Source organism: Streptomyces sp. CA-251247, from assembly GCF_050952975.1.
Classification (GTDB): Bacteria; Actinomycetota; Actinomycetes; order Streptomycetales; family Streptomycetaceae; genus Streptomyces; species Streptomyces achmelvichensis.
Genome location: NZ_CP191861.1, coordinates 7956374 through 7974772 on the forward strand (window position 1 = coordinate 7956374; position 18399 = coordinate 7974772).

Annotated in this window: 13 protein-coding genes and 2 pseudogenes; 9 read left to right on the forward strand and 6 right to left on the reverse strand. The window is 68.7% G+C overall.

The features are described 5' to 3' along the window. The first annotated feature begins 535 nt into the window (after positions 1-535). From uvrA to ACQPWZ_RS35575, 3 genes are all read left to right on the forward strand, one after another. A complete protein-coding gene (gene uvrA, locus ACQPWZ_RS35565) occupies positions 536-3004 on the forward strand; it encodes an excinuclease ABC subunit UvrA (protein WP_433573580.1) in 2469 nt (822 codons plus the stop codon). An 81-nt stretch (positions 3005-3085) separates the two neighbouring features. Continuing rightward, positions 3086-3346, forward strand: coding sequence for a GNAT family N-acetyltransferase (locus ACQPWZ_RS35570; protein ID WP_433573930.1), 261 nt, complete (start codon positions 3086-3088; stop codon positions 3344-3346). 599 nt (positions 3347-3945) lie between these two features. After that, entirely contained in the window at positions 3946-5448 is a 1503-nt protein-coding gene (locus tag ACQPWZ_RS35575; protein ID WP_433573581.1) for an alpha/beta hydrolase, read from the forward strand. Positions 5449-5752: 304 nt separating this feature from the next. Here the strand turns inward: ACQPWZ_RS35575 and ACQPWZ_RS35580 are convergent, their stop codons facing one another. Further along, positions 5753-6586, reverse strand: a complete 834-nt coding sequence (locus ACQPWZ_RS35580) for a PIG-L family deacetylase (protein ID WP_405575448.1) — start codon at positions 6584-6586, stop codon at positions 5753-5755. A gap of 1560 nt (positions 6587-8146) precedes the next feature. Between ACQPWZ_RS35580 and ACQPWZ_RS35585 the strand changes: the two genes are divergently transcribed. The 5 genes and pseudogenes from ACQPWZ_RS35585 to ACQPWZ_RS35605 form a co-directional block, all read left to right on the forward strand. Beyond that, entirely contained in the window at positions 8147-8800 is a 654-nt protein-coding gene (locus ACQPWZ_RS35585) for a hypothetical protein (RefSeq protein ID WP_433573582.1), read from the forward strand. A gap of 1090 nt (positions 8801-9890) precedes the next feature. After that, complete coding sequence (locus tag ACQPWZ_RS35590) at positions 9891-10217, forward strand: HalD/BesD family halogenase (protein WP_433573583.1); 327 nt, start codon at positions 9891-9893, stop codon at positions 10215-10217. 109 nt (positions 10218-10326) lie between these two features. Next, positions 10327-11094, forward strand: a pseudogene (locus tag ACQPWZ_RS35595) (IS256 family transposase); the annotation flags it as partial. Positions 11095-11318: 224 nt separating this feature from the next. Continuing rightward, positions 11319-12410, forward strand: coding sequence for an IS110 family transposase (locus ACQPWZ_RS35600; protein ID WP_433573584.1), 1092 nt, complete (start codon positions 11319-11321; stop codon positions 12408-12410). Between the two features lie 16 nt (positions 12411-12426). After that, positions 12427-12951 (forward strand): annotated as a pseudogene (locus ACQPWZ_RS35605) (IS256 family transposase); the annotation flags it as partial. A 440-nt stretch (positions 12952-13391) separates the two neighbouring features. Here the strand turns inward: ACQPWZ_RS35605 and ACQPWZ_RS35610 are convergent. The 3 genes from ACQPWZ_RS35610 to ACQPWZ_RS35620 all read right to left on the reverse strand — a co-directional run bounded on the left by ACQPWZ_RS35610 (position 13392) and on the right by ACQPWZ_RS35620 (position 15926). Beyond that, entirely contained in the window at positions 13392-13736 is a 345-nt protein-coding gene (locus ACQPWZ_RS35610) for a hypothetical protein (RefSeq protein WP_405575454.1), read from the reverse strand. Positions 13737-14027: 291 nt separating this feature from the next. Continuing rightward, positions 14028-14495, reverse strand: coding sequence for a hypothetical protein (locus tag ACQPWZ_RS35615; RefSeq protein ID WP_405575456.1), 468 nt, complete (start codon positions 14493-14495; stop codon positions 14028-14030). A gap of 798 nt (positions 14496-15293) precedes the next feature. After that, complete coding sequence (locus tag ACQPWZ_RS35620; RefSeq protein WP_433573585.1) at positions 15294-15926, reverse strand: NAD(P)-dependent oxidoreductase; 633 nt, start codon at positions 15924-15926, stop codon at positions 15294-15296. A gap of 88 nt (positions 15927-16014) precedes the next feature. Here ACQPWZ_RS35620 and ACQPWZ_RS35625 point away from each other — a divergent pair, with 88 nt between their 5' ends. After that, positions 16015-16617 (forward strand): TetR/AcrR family transcriptional regulator, encoded by a 603-nt coding sequence (locus ACQPWZ_RS35625; RefSeq protein WP_433573586.1) that lies wholly within the window; start codon positions 16015-16017, stop codon positions 16615-16617. A gap of 291 nt (positions 16618-16908) precedes the next feature. Here the strand turns inward: ACQPWZ_RS35625 and ACQPWZ_RS35630 are convergent, their stop codons facing one another. Then, positions 16909-17343, reverse strand: coding sequence for a hypothetical protein (locus tag ACQPWZ_RS35630; RefSeq protein ID WP_433573587.1), 435 nt, complete (start codon positions 17341-17343; stop codon positions 16909-16911). 248 nt (positions 17344-17591) lie between these two features. Then, the gene (locus tag ACQPWZ_RS35635; protein WP_433573588.1) at positions 17592-18272 is read right to left on the reverse strand and encodes an adenosylcobinamide amidohydrolase; all 681 of its coding nucleotides are present in this window, start codon (positions 18270-18272) and stop codon (positions 17592-17594) included. Positions 18273-18399 lie beyond the last annotated feature (127 nt).

Genomic DNA, 18399 nt, shown 5'->3' on the forward strand with positions numbered 1-18399 from the left:
ACCCCGACACCAGTCGTGTCGGGGTCGTTGCCATGAAGCGTGAGGACTTGTCCGTGCGATCTCTGAGCAACGGGCTGCTCACCTCCGAGCGGCGCGGCACGTGGGTCTGCGACCGGGTCGAGCCCTCGGTCGGCCGCCATGGGGCCCATGCTCGCGACCTGGGGCTGAGCTGCCTGGGCGAGTGCGCCACCGGGAGGCTGACCACCGCGTTGGCCGAAGGGCGTCGGCAGGGGGCAGACGAAGGCCCCGACTGGTTCGGGGGATCCCCAGCCGGGGCCGATCGAGAGTGGGCGCCAAGGGCGGTCGCCTCGCGGCGGGGGCTCCATAAGGCTTCAGCCGAACGATCGTCCTCATGGGCAAAGGGTGAGGCCCGGGGACACAGTTCCCTTCACGCCCACATACGGATCAACCGTGAAGCACCCTCGAATGTTCCCTGGGAGCAGCTCATACCGGGACTCTTCGGATGCTCGTGTGAGCGGGGCCCGGGGATGGCGCCTGTCGCGCGGGTCCCCGCGCGATCAGGTAATCAGGAACGGTGAACAAGGACGCGAGCGACCCCTTCGTGCATGTCCGGGGTGCCAGTGAGAACAACCTGCGGAACATCGATGTCGACGTTCCGCGGGACGCGATGGTCGCCTTCACCGGCGTCTCCGGTTCGGGCAAGTCCTCGCTCGCGTTCGGCACGCTCTACGCGGAGGCCCAGCGGCGCTACTTCGAGTCCGTAGCACCGTACGCCCGAAGGCTGTTGCAACAGGTCGGCGCACCGCACGTGCAGGAAATCACCGGACTGCCACCCGCCGTGGCCCTGCAGCAGCGACGCGGGTCGCCCAGCTCACGCTCGACGGTCGGCACCATCACCACGCTGTCCAATCTGCTGCGCATCCTGTACTCCCGCGCCGGCACCTATCCGCCCCGGGCAGCACGGCTGGAAGCCGAGTCGTTCTCACCCAACACCGCGGCCGGCGCCTGCCCGGAGTGCCACGGACTGGGCGTCGTGCACGACGTTGCCGAGGACCTGCTCGTCCCGGACCCCTCGCTGAGCATCCGCGAGGGGGCGATCGCCGCCTGGCCGGGCGCCTGGCAGGGCGCCAACCTGCGCAGTGTCGTGAGCGGCCTGGGGATCGACATCGACCGACCGTGGCGCAGGCTCAGGAAGAAGGACCGGGACTGGCTGCTGTACACGGACGAGCAGCCCTCCGTGTACATCGAGCCGGAGGAGGACCGCGTCGACTACGGCTACCAGGGCAAGTTCTGGAGCGCCCGCAAGCACGTCAGGCACGTCCTCGCCGACTCCAAGAGCGAGAAGATGCGCGAACGGGCGCTCCGGTTCGTCAGGAGTGTGCCCTGCCCCGAGTGTCACGGCAGCGGACTGCGGCCCGAGGCGCTCGCCGTGACCTTCGCCGGACGTTCCATCGCCGAGATCAACGCGATGCCGCTCACCGAGGTCGTGGCGCTGCTGCGGCCCGTCGCGGGGCGGTCCAAGGCCGACGCCACCACGTCGACCGCCCGGTCCGGGGAGACGACCGAGGTCGCGGTCCGGATCTGCGGTGATCTGGTCGCGCGGGTCGACGTACTGCTCGACCTGGGCCTCGGATATCTCAGCCTCGGGCGCCGCTCGACGACCCTGTCGCCGGGCGAGGCGCAGCGCCTGCGGATCGCCACCCAGCTGCGCTCGGGGCTGTTCGGCGTCGTCTACGTCCTCGACGAACCCTCTGCGGGCCTGCACCCGGCTGACGCGGAACCGCTGCTGGACGTGCTGGACCGTCTCAAGGCGGCGGGCAACTCGCTGTTCGTCGTGGAGCACGACATGGACGTCGTACGGCGGGCGGACTGGGTGGTCGACATCGGCCCCGGCGCGGGCGAGGGCGGCGGACGCGTGCTGTACAGCGGCCCGGTCTCCGGTCTTGAGCGGGTCGGGGAGTCGGCCACGAGCCAGTACCTGTTCGGGCGCGCCCAGCCGCTCGATCACCGCCCGCGCACACCGCACGGCTGGCTGCACCTGCGCGGCGTCTCCCGCCACAATCTGCACGACGTGTCCGTCGACGTACCGCTCTGCGTACTGACGGCGGTGACGGGAGTTTCCGGTTCAGGAAAGTCGACGCTGGTGACGCAGGTGCTCGCCGAGGTCGTCCGCGGCCACCTCGGACTCGTACCCGAGGATCCCGACGAGGCGCAGCTGGAGGTCGACGTCCAGGACGCGTCGGGGGTCGAGTCGTTCGACCGGCTGGTCCGGGTCGACCAACGGCCCATCGGCCGGACTCCCCGGTCCAACCTGGCCACGTACACGGGGATGTTCGATGCGGTGCGCAAGCTGTACGCGGCGACGGACGAGGCCAGGGCGCGCGGCTACTCGGCCGGGCGGTTCTCCTTCAACGTGCCCGAAGGGCGGTGCGAGACCTGCCAGGGCGAAGGATTCGTCGCGGTGGAACTGCTGTTCCTTCCCGGCACCTACGCGCCGTGCCCGACCTGCCAGGGCGCCCGGTACAACGCCGAGACGCTGGAAGTCACCTACCGCGGCAAGAACATCGCGGAAGTGCTGGCGCTGTCCGTCGACGCCGCCGCCAAGTTCCTGTCCGCCGTCCCGGCCGCCTCCCGCAGTCTGGAGACGTTGCGCGAGGTGGGACTGGGGTACCTGCGGCTGGGCCAGCCCGCGACGGAACTCAGCGGTGGTGAGGCGCAACGCATCAAACTGGCCACCGAACTGCAGCGAGCCCGCCGCGGGCACGCGCTCTACCTGCTCGACGAGCCGACGGCGGGGCTGCACCCCTCGGACATCGCGCTGCTGCTGAGACAGCTGCACCGGCTCGTCGACGCCGGCAACACGGTCGTCCTCGTCGAGCACGACCTGGACACGATCACCACCGCAGACTGGGTCATCGACCTCGGGCCGGGCGGTGGCGACGCGGGCGGGCGGGTTGTCGCGGTGGGCCCGCCGGCCAAGGTGGCGAGGGCCCGCCGCAGCGCCACCGCCCCCTATCTCGCGGCCCGGCTCGCGCGCTCCTGACGAAGGCGCGAGGGGCTGAGCACCGGTCAGCCGGGTTCGGGGCGCAGGGTCGCGCGCGTCGGTAGAAGGGAGGCCGCCATGGTGGACGTCGTCGAACGCATCGCCATGGCGGTCCGCCCCCACAGCTACCACCCGATCATCGCGTACATCGGCGTCCTGCCCGCACACCGCGGCAACGGCTACATCGACGAGATCCTTGCCGAGGGCACCCGCATCCTGGCCGCCGAGGGCGTCGACCGGATCAGGGCATCCACGGACCTCGGCAACGTCCCCATGGCAAAAGCCTTCGACCGTGCCGGATACGTCAACTTCGAACGCTCCCTCAACCTGGTCTGGGACTGACCCCCTCTGCTGCGCCTGCGGATCTCTCCCCAAACGACCGTCGCCCCGCGCAGTTGACCTTCGCACCTGCCTCAGCCGCAGGAGCCGATGGTCTGGATACCGCCGGGACGGCCTGTATCGCGAGCACGAGCATCTGTCGGTGCCGCGGAATGGTGCAGCCATTGGCCCCTCGGCTGTCGCGGGGGAGTGCCCCGTTCTGCCGAAGCTCCGCACCGGCCTCCTCGCCGCAAGGCGGCCGGCCCTACTCGCTGGAGCCCGTGCTCACGCCACCCGACGCGACACGGCGCCAGCAGTTTCGAGCCCGGACCAGGTACGTCGCGGCGCAATACCGGCCACGACGGTGTGGGCAGTAGCTGCGCCATTCGGCCCCGGTTCGCTCGCGCGCCTCGCCGGACCGAGGTGTTGTTGACCGCATGCGTGCCGAGGTCCAGCGCATGTACGGCGTCGGGCCCTCAACCGGGGAAGGACATGACATGCACATATCTCGACCGATAGCGAGCCGTCGGTGTCATGCCGCGGCCCTCGCCGCGGTGGTGATCTGCTCGACGGCATTTACCGGACCGGTTCACGCTCCGGCCGGGGGCGCGCCGTCCCCTTCCGTGCCCGCCCCGCAGCTGGACTGGAAACCCTGCGTCCAGGGCAGTCCGTTCGACTGCGCGACCGCGAAGGTTCCGCTCGACTACGACGACGCAGGTGGCCGCACCATCGAACTCGCCGTCGTCAAACGGAAGGCCACCGGTTCCGGACAGCGCATCGGCACCTTGTTCTTCAATCCCGGCGGCCCCGGCGGCCCCGGAACAGTCCAGATGCCACAGAACTACGAGTCCTTCCCGCGCGAGGTGCGGGAGCGGTTCGACATCGTCAGCTGGGACCCCCGCGGCATCGGCAACAGCACCGCGGTGAACTGCTTCGCGAGTCCCGAGGAAGCCGCAGACTGGGCTGCGAGCAAAGCGGCAGGCTTTCCGGTGGGAGAGAAGGAGCGGGCGGCCTTCGCCGCCGCGTACGCGGAACTGGGCCGGCGCTGTGAGCAGCGTGACCCCGAACTCCTGCGCCATGTGTCGACCGCTGAGAACGCTCGCGACCTCGACCAGCTTCGCAAGGCGGTGGGTGAGCAGCAGCTCACCTACTACGGGATCTCTTACGGCACGTACCTGGGCGCGACCTACGCGAACCTCTTCCCCGGCAGGGTCCGCGCCATGGTCTTCGACGCCAACTGGGACCCGCGGGCCTGGACGAACAACGCCTCCGACGAGGCCGCCCAGACCACGTCGTTCCAGCGCCTGGGCTCCGGCCGCAGCGCCGCGGAGACCGTGAACCGGTTCCTCGCGTTGTGCGGATCCACGACGACCGCCCGCTGCGCGTTCTCCGCCGGCAACCCGAAGGCGACCCAGGACAAGTACGACCAGCTGCTGCAGCGGCTCCGAAAGGAACCCGTGGGCCCGTGGACCTACGCCGGCACAGTGGCTGACGTGGTGCACAGCCTCTACGACGTCCAGCTCGGGGGGACGGAACTCGCCGGCAGGCTGCAGGACCTGTGGCAGGGCCGCGTCCCGGAGCCGTCCCCCCTCCCGCCCCCGCCACCGGTCCCCAACCCGAACCCGTACCTGGGCGAGGAACAGAGCACCGCGGTCTTCTGCGGCGATAGCCCCAACCCGCGGGACCCTGGTGTGTACGGCACCCTCGCTGAGGCCGCGGCCGCCCGTGCGGGGGACGCCGGACGCTACTGGATTTGGGCCTCCGCGGGCTGTGCCTCGTGGCCGGCGGTCGCCGAGGACCGCTACCGCGGCCCGTGGAACAAGGCAACGGCGAACCCCATCCTGGTGGTCGGGAACACCTACGACCCCTCCACGCCCCTGTCGGCTGCGCAGGCCATGGCGAAGGAGCTGGCCAACGCCCGCCTGCTGACCCACGATGCAGTCGGGCACACGGCACTGTTCAACCCCAGCAGCTGCGTCAACGCTTATGCAAGCCGCTACCTCATCGACGGCGCCCTTCCGCCGACCGGAGCAATGTGCCGCCAGGACGCGCCTCCCTTCGCCGCGCCCAAGCCGCGCGGCAGTGTGGACACCGGTGGGGGCGGGTTGGCCATCGCTGCGCAGTAGGGCGACACGCGGCCTGGCCGAACGGGGCGGGGCCGATTCCTGAGCAGCCGTTTCGCGAGGGCCGCTGGTGGCCATGAACTCGCTCTGGCGTCCGTCGGGATGTGCAGGATGCCAGGAGCGGCGTCGAAGGCGGCCCACCTAGAGTCGGAAGCCATCAGTTGGGTTGACGACATCTAAGGCGGGCGGCCCAGCGTGAGGTCTCTCTGCCGGAGCGGAATTCGCGTGGACAAGCCTCTGGCTGTGTGACCCGCTCGATCCCGCCGTGCGGTCGACGCTTTTCCCCCGGCCGGGTCGGATGGGCGGGTCAGCGCAGTCCGGCGAAGAGATCGTTCTCGGGTACGGCCGCGCCGGTGGCGTCCTGGACACGTACGAAGGTCTCCATGCCCATCAACTCGCCGAACCTCTCCTTGCCCATCTTGAGGAAGAAGATGTTCTCGCCCTGACTGGCGTGCGCGGCCAACGCGTCGAACTTCTGACCGCTGAACGCGGTGGCATCCACCCACGTGGTGATCTCATCGTCGGGGAGGCCGATCTCGGCCATCGCGGCGGCTTCGGCGGGATCCGGCTCCGGCATGTCCTCATGAAACTCGCGCATGATCTCGCCGAAGCGCTGCATCATCGAACGGGGCATGGTGGTCCAGTACACCTTCGGTGTCAGCGCGGTCATCTCCAGCGCCGCCATGGTGATGCGGTGGGCCTGGATGTGGTCGGGGTGTCCGTAGAAGCCGTTCTCGTCGTAGGTGACGACCACATCAGGTCGGTAGTGCTGCATGAGTTTTGCGAGTCGGGCCGCACCTTCCTGCACGGGGGTCTGCCAGAAGGATCCGGGGGCGTCGTTGCTCGGCCAGCCCGTCATCCCGGAGTCGGCATAATCCAGCATCTCCAGATCGCTGATCTTCAGGACGTCACAGCTCATCTCGAGTTCTTGACGGCGCATCAAGGCGACCGCCGCCGGATCGTGCCCGGGATCGCCCGGCTTGACGCCCCCCGGTCCGTCACCACAACCGCCGTCGGTACAGGTCACGAGAACGGTGCGGATGCCTTCCGCCGCGTATCGAGCGAGGACCCCTCCGGTTCCAGTGGCCTCGTCGTCGGGGTGAGCGTGTACTGCCATGAGCGTCAAGGGCCGGTCAGTCATGAAAAGGTCCTCCTGCAGAAGTACGACTTGGTCCGAGTACGCGGCGGGCGGACCGCGACCCTGGGCCCGGATCCTGGGGGGCGGACGACCTTGTGGTCTCCGTGTTCCCCGCCCGTACGGAGCCGGTCCCTCGATCGATGCAACCGTGCCGGCCGTACCGGATGTTCCCGCTGTGGCCGCTTGGCCTTCCAGTGATGCCCTGCAGCGGCGAACCTGGCATGAAGAGGAACCGGCAGATCACGTGGCGGGGCATAGCCACGGTCGTGGTTGAGACCGCCCGACGTCGACCGAGCTCGCGATGCAGTAGGTGAGTTTCGCCGGCCACTCCGCCGGGGCCTACCCCGAAGGAGGAACACCTCGGCTGTAGTCCGTTCGGATGGACGTCACCCGTCGGGCGCCTAGGAAGTTGGGGCACCAGACTCCGGTCCGGATCTTGTAGACCATCCCGTTGATGACCTGTCGGTCCAGCACTCGCGGTCGCCCCGTTGCCGCACGCGGTAGGAGCGGAGCGGGTAACTCGCACTCCAGGTCGGTGAGTTCATGACGGCGTATCACCCGACCATGATCCACCAACCTGATGATCTGTGAAGAGGGACCCTAGTGCCAGCGGCCAGAGACAGCCAAGCGCCCTCGGAGTCGTACGTGCTGGAGTCATTGGGCGGCAGGCGAGGCCATCACCCTTGGGTATCGACGAGATCATGGGCGTCGCCGGGGCGAGACTGGCCAGTGGCGTGGCCGCTCTGCAGGTGGCGCCCGCCGCGACCGGCGCAGTCCTGCCCGGCAGGGAAAGGGGGAGCGTGCCCATGGGGTTGAGCGCAGCCGCCTGCCCACCGCCGTTTCGGCTGCTCCTGGAGCGCACCGTCTTCGGGTGTGTGGGATGCCCAGCAGCATGAGGTCAGGAAAGGCCGGCGGCCCGGCTGTCGAGGGCGGCGGCGTCATTGGCGTGATTGCGCGATCGCCGGGCGGCTGTGGCGGCCTGGTGAGCGTTGGTCTGTGCCGCGCCCTGCCGCACGCGTGGCCTGATCGGCGAGCCGCTTGGCACGCGCCGCAGTTGCCTGCGCCTCCTGCTCTTGGACCCGGCTTCGTCGGCCCAGCGCCCAGCGTCAGCGGCAGAGGCCGCCGTAGCTGCCGCGTTGGCACCCGCGCCGGCGGCGGACTGCAGCTGGGCAGGGGCCACGGCACGGGAAACTCCACGTTCCCAGCGTCCTGCGAAGGAGGACGCGACGCCCGTCGACGTCCGACCCACAGCGGCAAACGTCAAGCCCTAGCCGGAGGCCCGGCCCGCGGCTCGGGGGAGGTGCATGTGCCGGCGGCGACGGGCGGGCGCGGGCCGTCCCGGCGTGGGCGAGGCGGCTGTGGTGCGGGACTCCGAGACCCGGCACGCAACCCCGCTCGGCCTGCCGCTCGACGCCACCGGGGACGACGTGCGGCTTCACCACGCTTGTGATGCGCTTGATGGAGTGGACAACCCGAGGTACTACCTGTGCCCGCCCCTTAGCGGGCCTTTCCCCACAGGCGGTCTCGCGCATGAGCGAAGGCGGGCTGTGACAAGGAGGAGCCATGTCCGACACGACGAAATCGGCAAGGCACCTGAGCGGCCTGCGGAACGCTCGCTACGGCGAGGTCCTTCTCATCTCGCCGAGCGAGGACGGTCGTCTCAAGGCAGCCGTCTACACCACCTTCGGTCTCAACGACTGTCCGCCGGAACGATGGAACGCGCTCGATCCCCGTGCGCTGGCCGAGCAGTTCAAGGTGCCGATGGTGTTCCTGAACGGACCCCGCTTCTGGACGATCGACGAGGTCACGGCATTCGAGTGGGGGGACACCGCGATGTTCGACGGCCTGGAGGCCCGCTGGGTGGCCGAAGTCCACATCCCCGCCGAGATCGACCTCACCGGGGCGACGGCCAAGAAGTTCTACGTCGACTCCACGGTGAAACGGGACACCGAGTACGTCCTGTCCAGCGGCAAACCGGTGCACGCGCTGCTCGCCCCGGGCGACCGCACATATGTCCTGCAGGCGTACTCCTACACCGTGGACGACAGCCAGACGATGGCCTCCCTGGCCACGCTCGGCCAGCGGCTGCGACTCCCGCAAGGCTGGCAGTATCGGGTTCATACCCCCCAAGACGACCTTGTCGTGCGGACTGTTGCGGGAGATGCCCACGTCGTGCAGGACGAATTGGAGAACACCTACATGCTCCTCACCCACTGAGCCGTGGCCCGGATGGCCCGGCGGCAGGCGCTGCGATCTTTGAGGTCAGGCGCGCAGGCGGGCAGTGGGGCCGCAGGTCAGCGCATGCGTCCCCGGGCTTGACTGAAAGGTCAGATTCGGTGGGTGTGGGGTCGTTGCTGTTCGCGCGTGGTGGGCTCGTGGTAGTCGGGGTGATTAAGTGTTCAGCCTGTTTGAACTCATTCGGGATTGCTGACGGAGCGGGGCCAGTGTGGGTGGGTGCCTGAGGCGTGGGTGGATGAGTTTGTGCTGGCGTTGGCGGCGCGGGGGCGACGGATCGGTGGGTGGCTCAGCAGGACGTATGGCTGTGGGAGTTGCTGGCGTTTGCGAGGTGCGCGGTGTGGGGCCTCGGGATGTGGATGGGTGGCTGGCGGGGGCGCGGCAGCGGCGGGTGGGCGCGGGCACTGCGGCGTTGATGACGCACTTTCGTCTTGCCTGCCTGGGTTCCCTGTGTCACCCGGGTGCCGGTCTACGGACGGACGAATTGCTGGCGCCGAGTTTCGCGCTCGATGCCGCGAGCAGCTGAGCATCGGCTTCGTGTAGGTCTGCGCCGCGGCGAGTCCGTTGGCTCAGGTAGTGTCTCAGGCCGACCTGCCGTGGGAAGACAGCGCGAGACCCCGGGCCGTGGGGCCCGGGGCCTGTGTGCACTTCGTTGACCGCTCTGTTCAACGATCCGCCGGGGGCATTGTTACGCCCAGTCGAGTCCCAGCTCCGAGAGGCCGTCCACGCTGCGGCTCGGTGAGGTTGTCCAGTCGTTGCTTCTGGTTGTCGACCAGACACTCAGGGCGAGTTCGTGTTCTTCGCTGTCTGCAACGGTCGTCTCGCGGTGCGGTCGCCGCACGGCTGCGGCCCCCCGTGCCATGTGCTGGGTGAGGCTTGCAGTCCTTGTTGGAAGGCTGGTGACGGTTTCCCGGGCATCTTCCCTGCCCTCGTACCAGATGCGTCCTGGATGGAGGGCTGGCCTGTCGTCGGCTCTCGTGACCGCGGCGGCCGGCGGGGGTGCTCCGGGTGGGGATATGGGGTCGCCCGTTTGCGTCGCTTGGTCCTGCTAGCGGTCGGGTATGGCCTGCACATGCTCTCCTTGCCCGACTTCACCCCTGTCCTGCGCGACCGTTTTACGGTCGACGGCTACCTGCCGCTGCCCGGCCTGGTGCCGCCCGACGCGTTGCAGGTCCTCGATGGCGAAGTCCGCAGGCTGGAGAAACTCGCTGTGCGGCGGGACTTCGCCATGGAGTGCATGGACGATTCACCCCGTCACATGACCACGCTGGGCGGCCACGTCATCGCCCAGGAATCCCCACTGAAACACCCGGGGGTACGCCGCACGGTTCTCAACCTCGCCTACACCACACCGGACCGGCAGCAGCCCACCACACCCTCGGCATCCGAGCTGTACTGAGGCCGCCGTTGTGATCCCGGCACCTGGCATGCCGCGAACCTGGTCCGGAGTTGGGGCGGGCGGGACTGTAAATCGTTCGGTGTAACTCCCGATCATGGAAGATGCATCGATGACCAGTGAGAACGTGACCGAGCACGAGGCTGTCGAGTCGGCTGCGGCTGTGTCGGCGAAGGCCGTGGACGACCGGTTGATCGACGAGTTGGTGAGCCGTGCCCAGGCCGAGGGCCTGCAGCTGACGGGTGAGGGCGGGCTGCTGCAGCAGTTGACGAAGCGGTTGCTGGAGTCCGCCCTTGAGGGTGAAATCACCGATCACCTCGGCTATGACAAGCACGATCCGGCGGGCAAGGACGGCGGCAACTCCCGCAACGGCAAACGTTCCAAGACCGTGTTGACCGACGTGGGACCGGTGGAGATAACCGTGCCTCGTGACCGGGACGGCTCCTTCGAACCGAAGATCGTCAAGAAGCGGCAGAAGCGCCTGACCGGCGTCGACGAGATGGTCATCTCGCTGTCCGCGAAGGGCCTGACGACAGGCGAAGTCCAGGCCCACCTGGCGGAGGTCTACGGGGCCGAGGTGTCCCGGCAGACCATCTCCACCATCACCGACAAGGTCCTCGAGGGCATGGCTGAGTGGCAGAACCGCCCTCTCGACGTCGTCTATCCGGTGGTCTTCATCGACGCCATCCACGTGAAGATCCGTGACGGTGCGGTCGCCAACCGGCCCATCTACGTGGCCCTGGCGGTCACTGTCGAGGGCCGGCGGGAGATCCTGGGCCTGTGGGCCGGGGACGGCGGTGAGGGTGCCAAGCACTGGCTGCACATCCTCACCGAGATCAAGAACCGTGGCGTCAACGACGTGCTGATGTTGGTCTGCGACTGTGAGGATGATCGTGCTCCGCACGGGGTCGCGGCTTGACTCGGTCTGCGACTGACCAAGGTGTCCTGAGCGCCGATCTGTCGGCCCGGTCCCGTGCGGGGCTTGCTGCCGCCGGCCCGGTGGGCGTGTCCCGATAGGGGCCTCGCGACAGGCACCCTCACAGTCCTGACCGCCCGACCGGTCCGGTGGCGGCCATCCGCCCGCGAACCAATCGAGACAGGCACATGACCATCCTCAGCATGCCTCACCACAGCGACACGCCGCAGCAGCCGCCCGCCGACTCCGCCACCGCTGTGCTCGGCGTGGACACTCACAAGGACGTGCACGTCGCCGCTGTCGTGAGCGTTCTCGGTGCCCTGCTAGGCACCCAGTCATTCCCCGCCACGGCATCCGGATACAAGCAACTCGTCGAATGGGCACGTTCGTTGGGAGTCGTCGAGAAGGCTGGCGTGGAAGGAACCGGCTCCTACGGCGCCGGACTGGCCCGGCACCTGGCCGCCGAAGGCATTGAAGTCACCGAGGTCAACCGGCCCGACCGGGCGGCCCGGCGCCGCTCGGGCAAGACCGACGCGGTCGATGCCGAGGCCGCCGCCCGGGCCGTGCTGGGCGGACGGGCCACCGGGGCTCCGAAGAGCAAAGACGGCCCGGTGGAGGAACTGCGCGTCCTGAAGGTCGTCAAAGACTCCGCAGTCCGCAACCGCACCCAAGCCATAAACCAGCTCAAAGCCCTCCTGGTCAGCGCACCGGCCCAGCTGCGCGAGTCCCTCACCGGGCTTTCGAACCCGGCGCTGTTCAAGGCGTGCGCTGCCCTGGACCCGCAGACGAGCGCAGTGAACCAGGCCCTGAGCCTGCTGGCCCACCGCATCAAGCAGCTCTCCGCCGAGGCCACCTCGCTCACCCGTCGGATCGCGGCGATCATCCAGGCCCACAACCCGCAGTTGCTCGAACTCACCGGTGTCGGCCCGGACAGCGCGGCCATCCTGCTCATAGCCGCCGGCGACAACCACGACCGCCTCCGCGATGAGGCGTCCTTCGCCGCTCTGTGCGGTGTCAGCCCGGTCGAACGCTCCTCCGGCAAGAGCCAACGCCGACGGCTCAACCGCGGCGGGAACCGTCAGGCCAACGCCGCCCTCTACCGCATCGCGCTCTCCCGTCTGCGCTGGGAGGAACGCTCCCGCGCCTACCTCCTGCGGCGCACTGCAGAGGGCAAGACGAAGCGGGAGGTCATCCGCTGCCTGAAGCGGTACATCGCCCGCGAGATCCACCGAGTTATCGCCTCCGCTCCCCTACCTGTTCCCGACAGCCTCGCGGCTTGACATCCATAGGGGCATCGGGCTCAAGGGCCTGCCCGAGGCGGTCGAGACGGTCTGGCCCCGCACGATCGTGCAGACCTGTGTGGTGCACCTGCTGCGGAACTCCTTCCGCTATGCCGCCCGCCAGGACTGGGACAAGATCGCGCGTCTCCTCAAGCCCGTCTATACCGCACCGACCGAGGAGGCCGCCCTGGACCGGTTCGCCGAGTTCGCCGACGCCTGGGGCAGGAAGTATCCGGCGATCGTGAAACTGTGGGAAAACGCCTGGGAGGAGTTCACCCCGTTCCTACGGTTCGACACCGAGATCCGTCGCATCGTCTGCACGACCAATGCGATCGAGTCGGTCAACGCCCGCATCCGCCGAGCGGTCAAGGCCCGCGGCCACTTCCCGAACGAGCAGGCCGCGCTGAAGTGCGTCTACATGGCGATCATGTCTCTCGATCCCACCGGCAAGGGCCAGGCCCGCTGGACCATGCGCTGGAAGACCGCGCTGAACGCCTTCGACATCACCTTCGACGGCCGCCTCTCCGCAGCCCGTCAGTAACCTCAACTAACCCAGTTACACCGCTCATTTGACAGACCCGGGCGGGCGGCCATGGCCTCGCCATTCGGGTGCCCGGGTGCTACGTGCTGGTCAGGATGACGGGGAAACGGGGCCGGAGGGGCCGTCGGGGATGTAGTGCCGGTAGCCGGTGAGGGGGCGTCTCGGTGCGGGTGAGACCTCGTCGATGTGGGAGGCACCTGGGACCAGTCGGGCAGCCCACCCGCAACGTCCCTTTCGGCTCCGCCTAGCCGGCCGCAGGAAGGGCAAGCGGCCGGGGAAGCTGCGCACCCGGGGCGGGCTGGTCCAACGATCCCCTGAACGAATCGTCACGCGCCGTCGTTGCCGAGGTCGGTGAGGGCAGTGTGTCGGTCGGGGGTGAGGTTGGCCGTCGCCGCTCTCGAGCCTGGTCGCCGGGGCCTGGTGTCAGGGTGTTAGCAGTGTCAGGAGAAGAATGCTGAGCGGAGCTTCAGGCGTTCGGATGCTTGTGCTCCGGGCTGGAGGGTGAAGGATTCGCCGTCGCACTCGGCTCCGGTGAAGACGGTGACGGTGGCGTCGGTCAGGTTGCTTGGTGAGTGAGCGGGGGTCGAGGTGTCTTCGTCGGCGGCTTCGGGCAGGGTGTGGCAGACCTGGCTGGCCGGATCGACCAGCCTGGAGGTTTGGATGCTGCCGTCCGGGCCCGTGTAGGAGTACACGAAGTCGCCGACGGCCGCGTATGCGGAGGTGGACAGCGTGAGGGTGAGCGCGAGGGCGCCGATGGCAGCCACGGCCGTGTGACGAAGACGCATCAGAAGACTCCCGGAAGGTTGTGCGGAGTTGGGCTCGTCCAACTGTCGCGGCTCGTTGCGTGAGGAGTGCCGGATGTGACCCGTGTGCCGTAAGACGAATCGTTCTTGCGTACACCCATCGGAGCGATTGGAGGCAGCCGTGACCCCGCGATCAGTGTGTCCGGGCTGTACTGGTCGTTCGCATAGGCTTCGCGGCGGGCCGCGCTCCACGGAGTCTGCTCGGAGTCGCAGAAAACCGGTGCCCGAAGCGTTTCCCCGTCGGATTCAGGGTTGCCGCCTCGCTCCCGCCGATCATTCGCCGGCCCCGGTAGGTGTGCCCTCGACAGCAATCCGCTGCACCACTTCGTCTAGCTGACCTGCGATGATCATCCTTCGGCGCTCCAGCAAATTCCTGTAGGCGATCAGAGGTACGGGCTCGCCACTGGATGCCGCCTGCGTCAGCGCGAAGCGGGCATCGACCTCCAAGGCCAGGTAGGCCCTGCGGCGGGCGTGAGCTGCTTGCTGATGCACTTCCGGCTTCAGGAAGGCGATAGCAGCTCCAAGCCCTGCGCTGACGAGCGCCAGTACGGCAGCAGGGATACGGGCATCTGCTGAAGAGAGCCCAGCTGCGCCCGAGATACCCGCCAACACGGCAGCCGGCAGTCCAAGCGCGGCGTGGGTGGACCGCCAGAACTGCCGACGGAAGCGGTTCTTCCGGGCTTGTTCTTCGCACTCGGCCCGAAGGTCAGCTACCTGACTCCCCACGATGTCATCTGCCATGGAGCGAGCCTGTCACCTGGTGCTCTCGTTGGGATGGAGTATCCCCGTTCTGATCCCTCGCCCTGGTCCTCTTGCTCGAGGCACCACCGGCCCACAGGACGGCGGCCTCCTCGAGTTCAGCGCCGGCTGCGAGGGACACCCCACGAGGCCCGCCCCGGGCAAGCCCGCTTGCGGTGGTGTCTGAAGACTGGCTCAGGGCGCCGGGGCGGCGGCCGAGACCACGACCACCGCCCATGCCGGTAGGTCCGGCCCCGTGCCGACGCGAGCGCTGCGAGGAGGAAGCGGTCGGGACCGCGAAGGGTCGGCAGCTGGCGCAGCACGAGGCGTGTGTCTTGAGTTCCCACGTCCGCCCGTTGCGTACACCGACAGTTCGTCGTTGGGGACGGGGCCGAGATCGGCGCGTCAGACCGCCTCGGGCGGTCGGCGTAGCACCGAGCCGTGTCCATCCGATTCCGCGCCTACTGCGCGGCGTGAACCCGACCATGGTCTTCGCCTCTACGGACGATCTGCGGAACAGATCTGGGCCGTGGGCGACTTGATCTCGTGCCTACCGCTGGTCTAGTTGGCGGGGCACTTATCGAAACAGACTGAGCCGCCTCATACGTCAGTCAGAGGTGACGTGAGCGTTTGTCGCCGTGGGGACATCGACTGCTGTCGAGGATGAAGACGGCAGCCGTTTGGCGCCTGTTTCACGTGGCGGCTGGTGAGTGTTCGCGTTTCTCGGTGAATGTGCTGTGCCGGCCTTGCCCACTGCCTGGAGGAGGTTGGCAAGGGTGAGGGCCGTCCCCAGCCCGGCGGCTAGTACGCGACGCCCACTGCCTGCTTGAGGGTCGAGGCGTCGTCCGTCATGCGCAGCATCGCGTGGGCCACGTCCGCCCGGCCGATCGCGTTGCCGCCGCGGAGGTTGGCGCCGAGCGCGGTCCGGTAGCGGCCGGTCATGGGCTTGTTGGTGAGCTTGGGCGGCCGTACGACCGTCCACTCGGTGGTGCTGCGGCGGATTTCGTCTTCCATCGCCGTCAGGTCCGCGTACACGTCGCGGTACACGCGCGAGATCAGAGGGGTCACCGCGCGCAGCAGGAGCGTTTCGTCGGGCGGCACCGGGCCGATGGGAGCCGCGCTCACCGCCAGGAAGCGGCGCACCCCCTCTGCCTCCAGTGCCCGCAGGATCGTCCGGGTGCATGTGGTGGCGACGCCTGCGTGTTTGATGGCGCGCGCGCCCACGCCTGAGAGCACCGCGTCGCGGCCCGCCACGGCCGGCCGCAGGGCCTCCGGGTCCTTCAGCCCGGCGGTGACGACCTGCAGGGCCGGGTCGTCGACGGTGAGTCGAGCGGGGTCGCGGACCACTGCGGTCACTTGATGGCCCGATGCCAGCGCTTGCCGGACGATCTCGTGCCCGACGCCCCCGGTCGCTCCGAAAACGGTCAGCTTCATTGCTACGCCCCCTTGGTGGGTGAGTATTCACTTACCGCTATGGTGAGTGTTCACCCACCCCTTCGTCAAGCCCTTCCGGAGCGCACACGTGAAACCTGCACGGGCCCGCATCCTCGACGCCGCAGACCAGCTCATGCGCACCATCGGGCTCGCCCGTGCCACAACCAAGGAGATCGCCCGGGAAGCCGGCTGCTCCGAGGCCGCGCTCTACAAGCACTTCGCGAGCAAGGAGGACCTGTTCCTCCACGTCCTCCAGGAACGCCTCCCGAAGCTCGGTCCGCTGCTTGTCGAGCTGACCGACGAACCCGCCGGCCACGTCGTCGAGGAGAACCTCGTCACGGTCGTCCGGCAGGCCGCCAGCTTCTACGAGTCCACCTTCGCGATCGGCGCCTCCCTCTTCGCCGAGCCCGCGCTGCTGCGCCGCCATGCCGAGGGCGTACACGCGCTGGGCAGTGGTCCGCACCACCCGATCGACGCGCTCTCCCGCTATCTGCGCGCGGAGCGTGAGGCCGGCCGGATCGCGCCGGGCTCGGACACCGACGCGGCTGCGGCGCTGCTGATGGGCGCCTGTCTGCAGCGCGCGTTTCTCAAGGCGTTCCCGGGCAGCGAGCCGGTCCGTCCCCTCGACGAGTTCGCAACGGCCGTGGCCCGCACGGTCTTCGCGGGCCTGCGCCCGCAGCCGGCCGGCTGACTTCGTCCTCTTCGCGGCCGGTCTGCGCGACCCCTGGTGGCCGTCGGACGTCTTCCAGCGCGATGCGGAGGGTTCGTTGCGCTGTGCGCCCCCGCTGCCCTGCAGGACCGACACCAGGTGGACGCCGCTAATGGCCTCGGGCGCCTCCTTGGCGAGGCCGATCTCCTGGTAGACGGCGCTGCTGGCGCCGTCCCGACGGCCGCAGGGTAGGCGTGTCATGGTTCCGCGGTTGTCTCCGTCCGGGCGGCGGGTTGCAGTGCTGCTGTGCAGCCTGCGGCATTCGTGTGGGTGTTACCAGGCGGGGCGGGGGTCGGTGCGTTCGGCCGAGTAGTTGGTTGGGATGGTCGACTCCGCGCGCCACAACAGTCCCGGGTCGGGCGGGTATTCATGGGTAGCAGGTTCCGGAGGGTGCAGGCGTCTGTGGCCGGGGAGCGGGACCTCGCTCAGAACGCCGGCCTGCATCATCCACAGTCCGAAGCAGTCGTCCTCCTCGTCGTGGATCAGCACCTGCACGCTTCCCGGGTTCGGCCAGGCCAGGGTCTCCAGGTGCCGAAGCAGCCCTTCCCGTGGGCGCATCCGGTCGAATTCGATCATCCATCCCCCCACGAATGTGTCGAGCGGCGTGAAGTGGCCCTGCCAGGTGCGTGAGGGATCCGGTCGGGTCAGTGGGTCCATCACTTCGTCCGCGTACGGAGCCAACACGATGACCTGCGCGATTCTGCTCATGCTCGCACTACAGCGCAGCCCGGGGGCTGTCGGCAATCGCATTCCCGCGGGAACGGTGCAGACCGCCATCACCACACTCACGCGACGGCTGCCGTACCTGGACCTCGCCGTACCGATCCACGCCGTCACTCGCCAGTACAGCAACACCGGCAACCGTCAGAGTCAACTCCGGCCCGCAGGACCCTCTTAGCAGCCTGTACGACGTTCCTGACCGAACCCGGCTCGCGCTACGGATCAGAGAAGCTCTTTCAAGGCGCGGGGGTGGCTTCCCGTACGGCTGTGTGGACGGCGCGGGCCAGGCGGGCTCCCCACGGGGAACGCGGCCCGGCGAAGGCGTGGACCTCGTCGCCGGGCTGCGGGGCCCGGGCGGCGACGCACACAGCGTCCGTCGGGGTGCCGGAACAGTCGTGGCCCAGGTCGAGCAACGCCTGCACCTTTGCCTCGGTTGCGGTGGCCACGGCATTGACCAGCGCTGCGTCGGACAGCGCCACGGGTAGGACGGTGACGATGTTGATCGTCCCCGGCCCCGCCGGTGTCCTCGCGCCGTCGTCCGGCGAGGCGGCCCAGCCCCGCACCGAGATGCCGGAGGTCGCAACGGCCTCGACGCCACCGTCCCGTGCGAGGCCCGGACGGGAGACGTCTGCGGCGGTCATCAGCCCGACACCCGTGCCCTGCAGTCCTGCGGCACGGGCAAGGTCGGCGAGGTGTCGGTCCGGATCTGTCCGCTGATAGCCGTGCGCGACCTGGGCGTTGAGGATCCAGTTCCGCTCCCCGATGCCCCCGCCGAGGACCGCGCTGCTGATCATCCGCCACCCCTGACCTGCTCGCCACAGCACGGCGTGGAGTTCCCGGCCGTCCTCGAATCGAGTCAGCCGCTGAACGGGCAGCAGGGCGACGACTGTACGGGCGGGCGGAACGACGGCGGTCACCGGGCGAAACTCCTCGCAGATCGGGATCCCGCTGATCGTACGTTTCCTCCGACCTCTTCTCCTCACACGGTGGCGCGGGCTGACACCCGTTGAGCCCTGCCGTTCAGCGGAACCGAGCCCTGCTCAG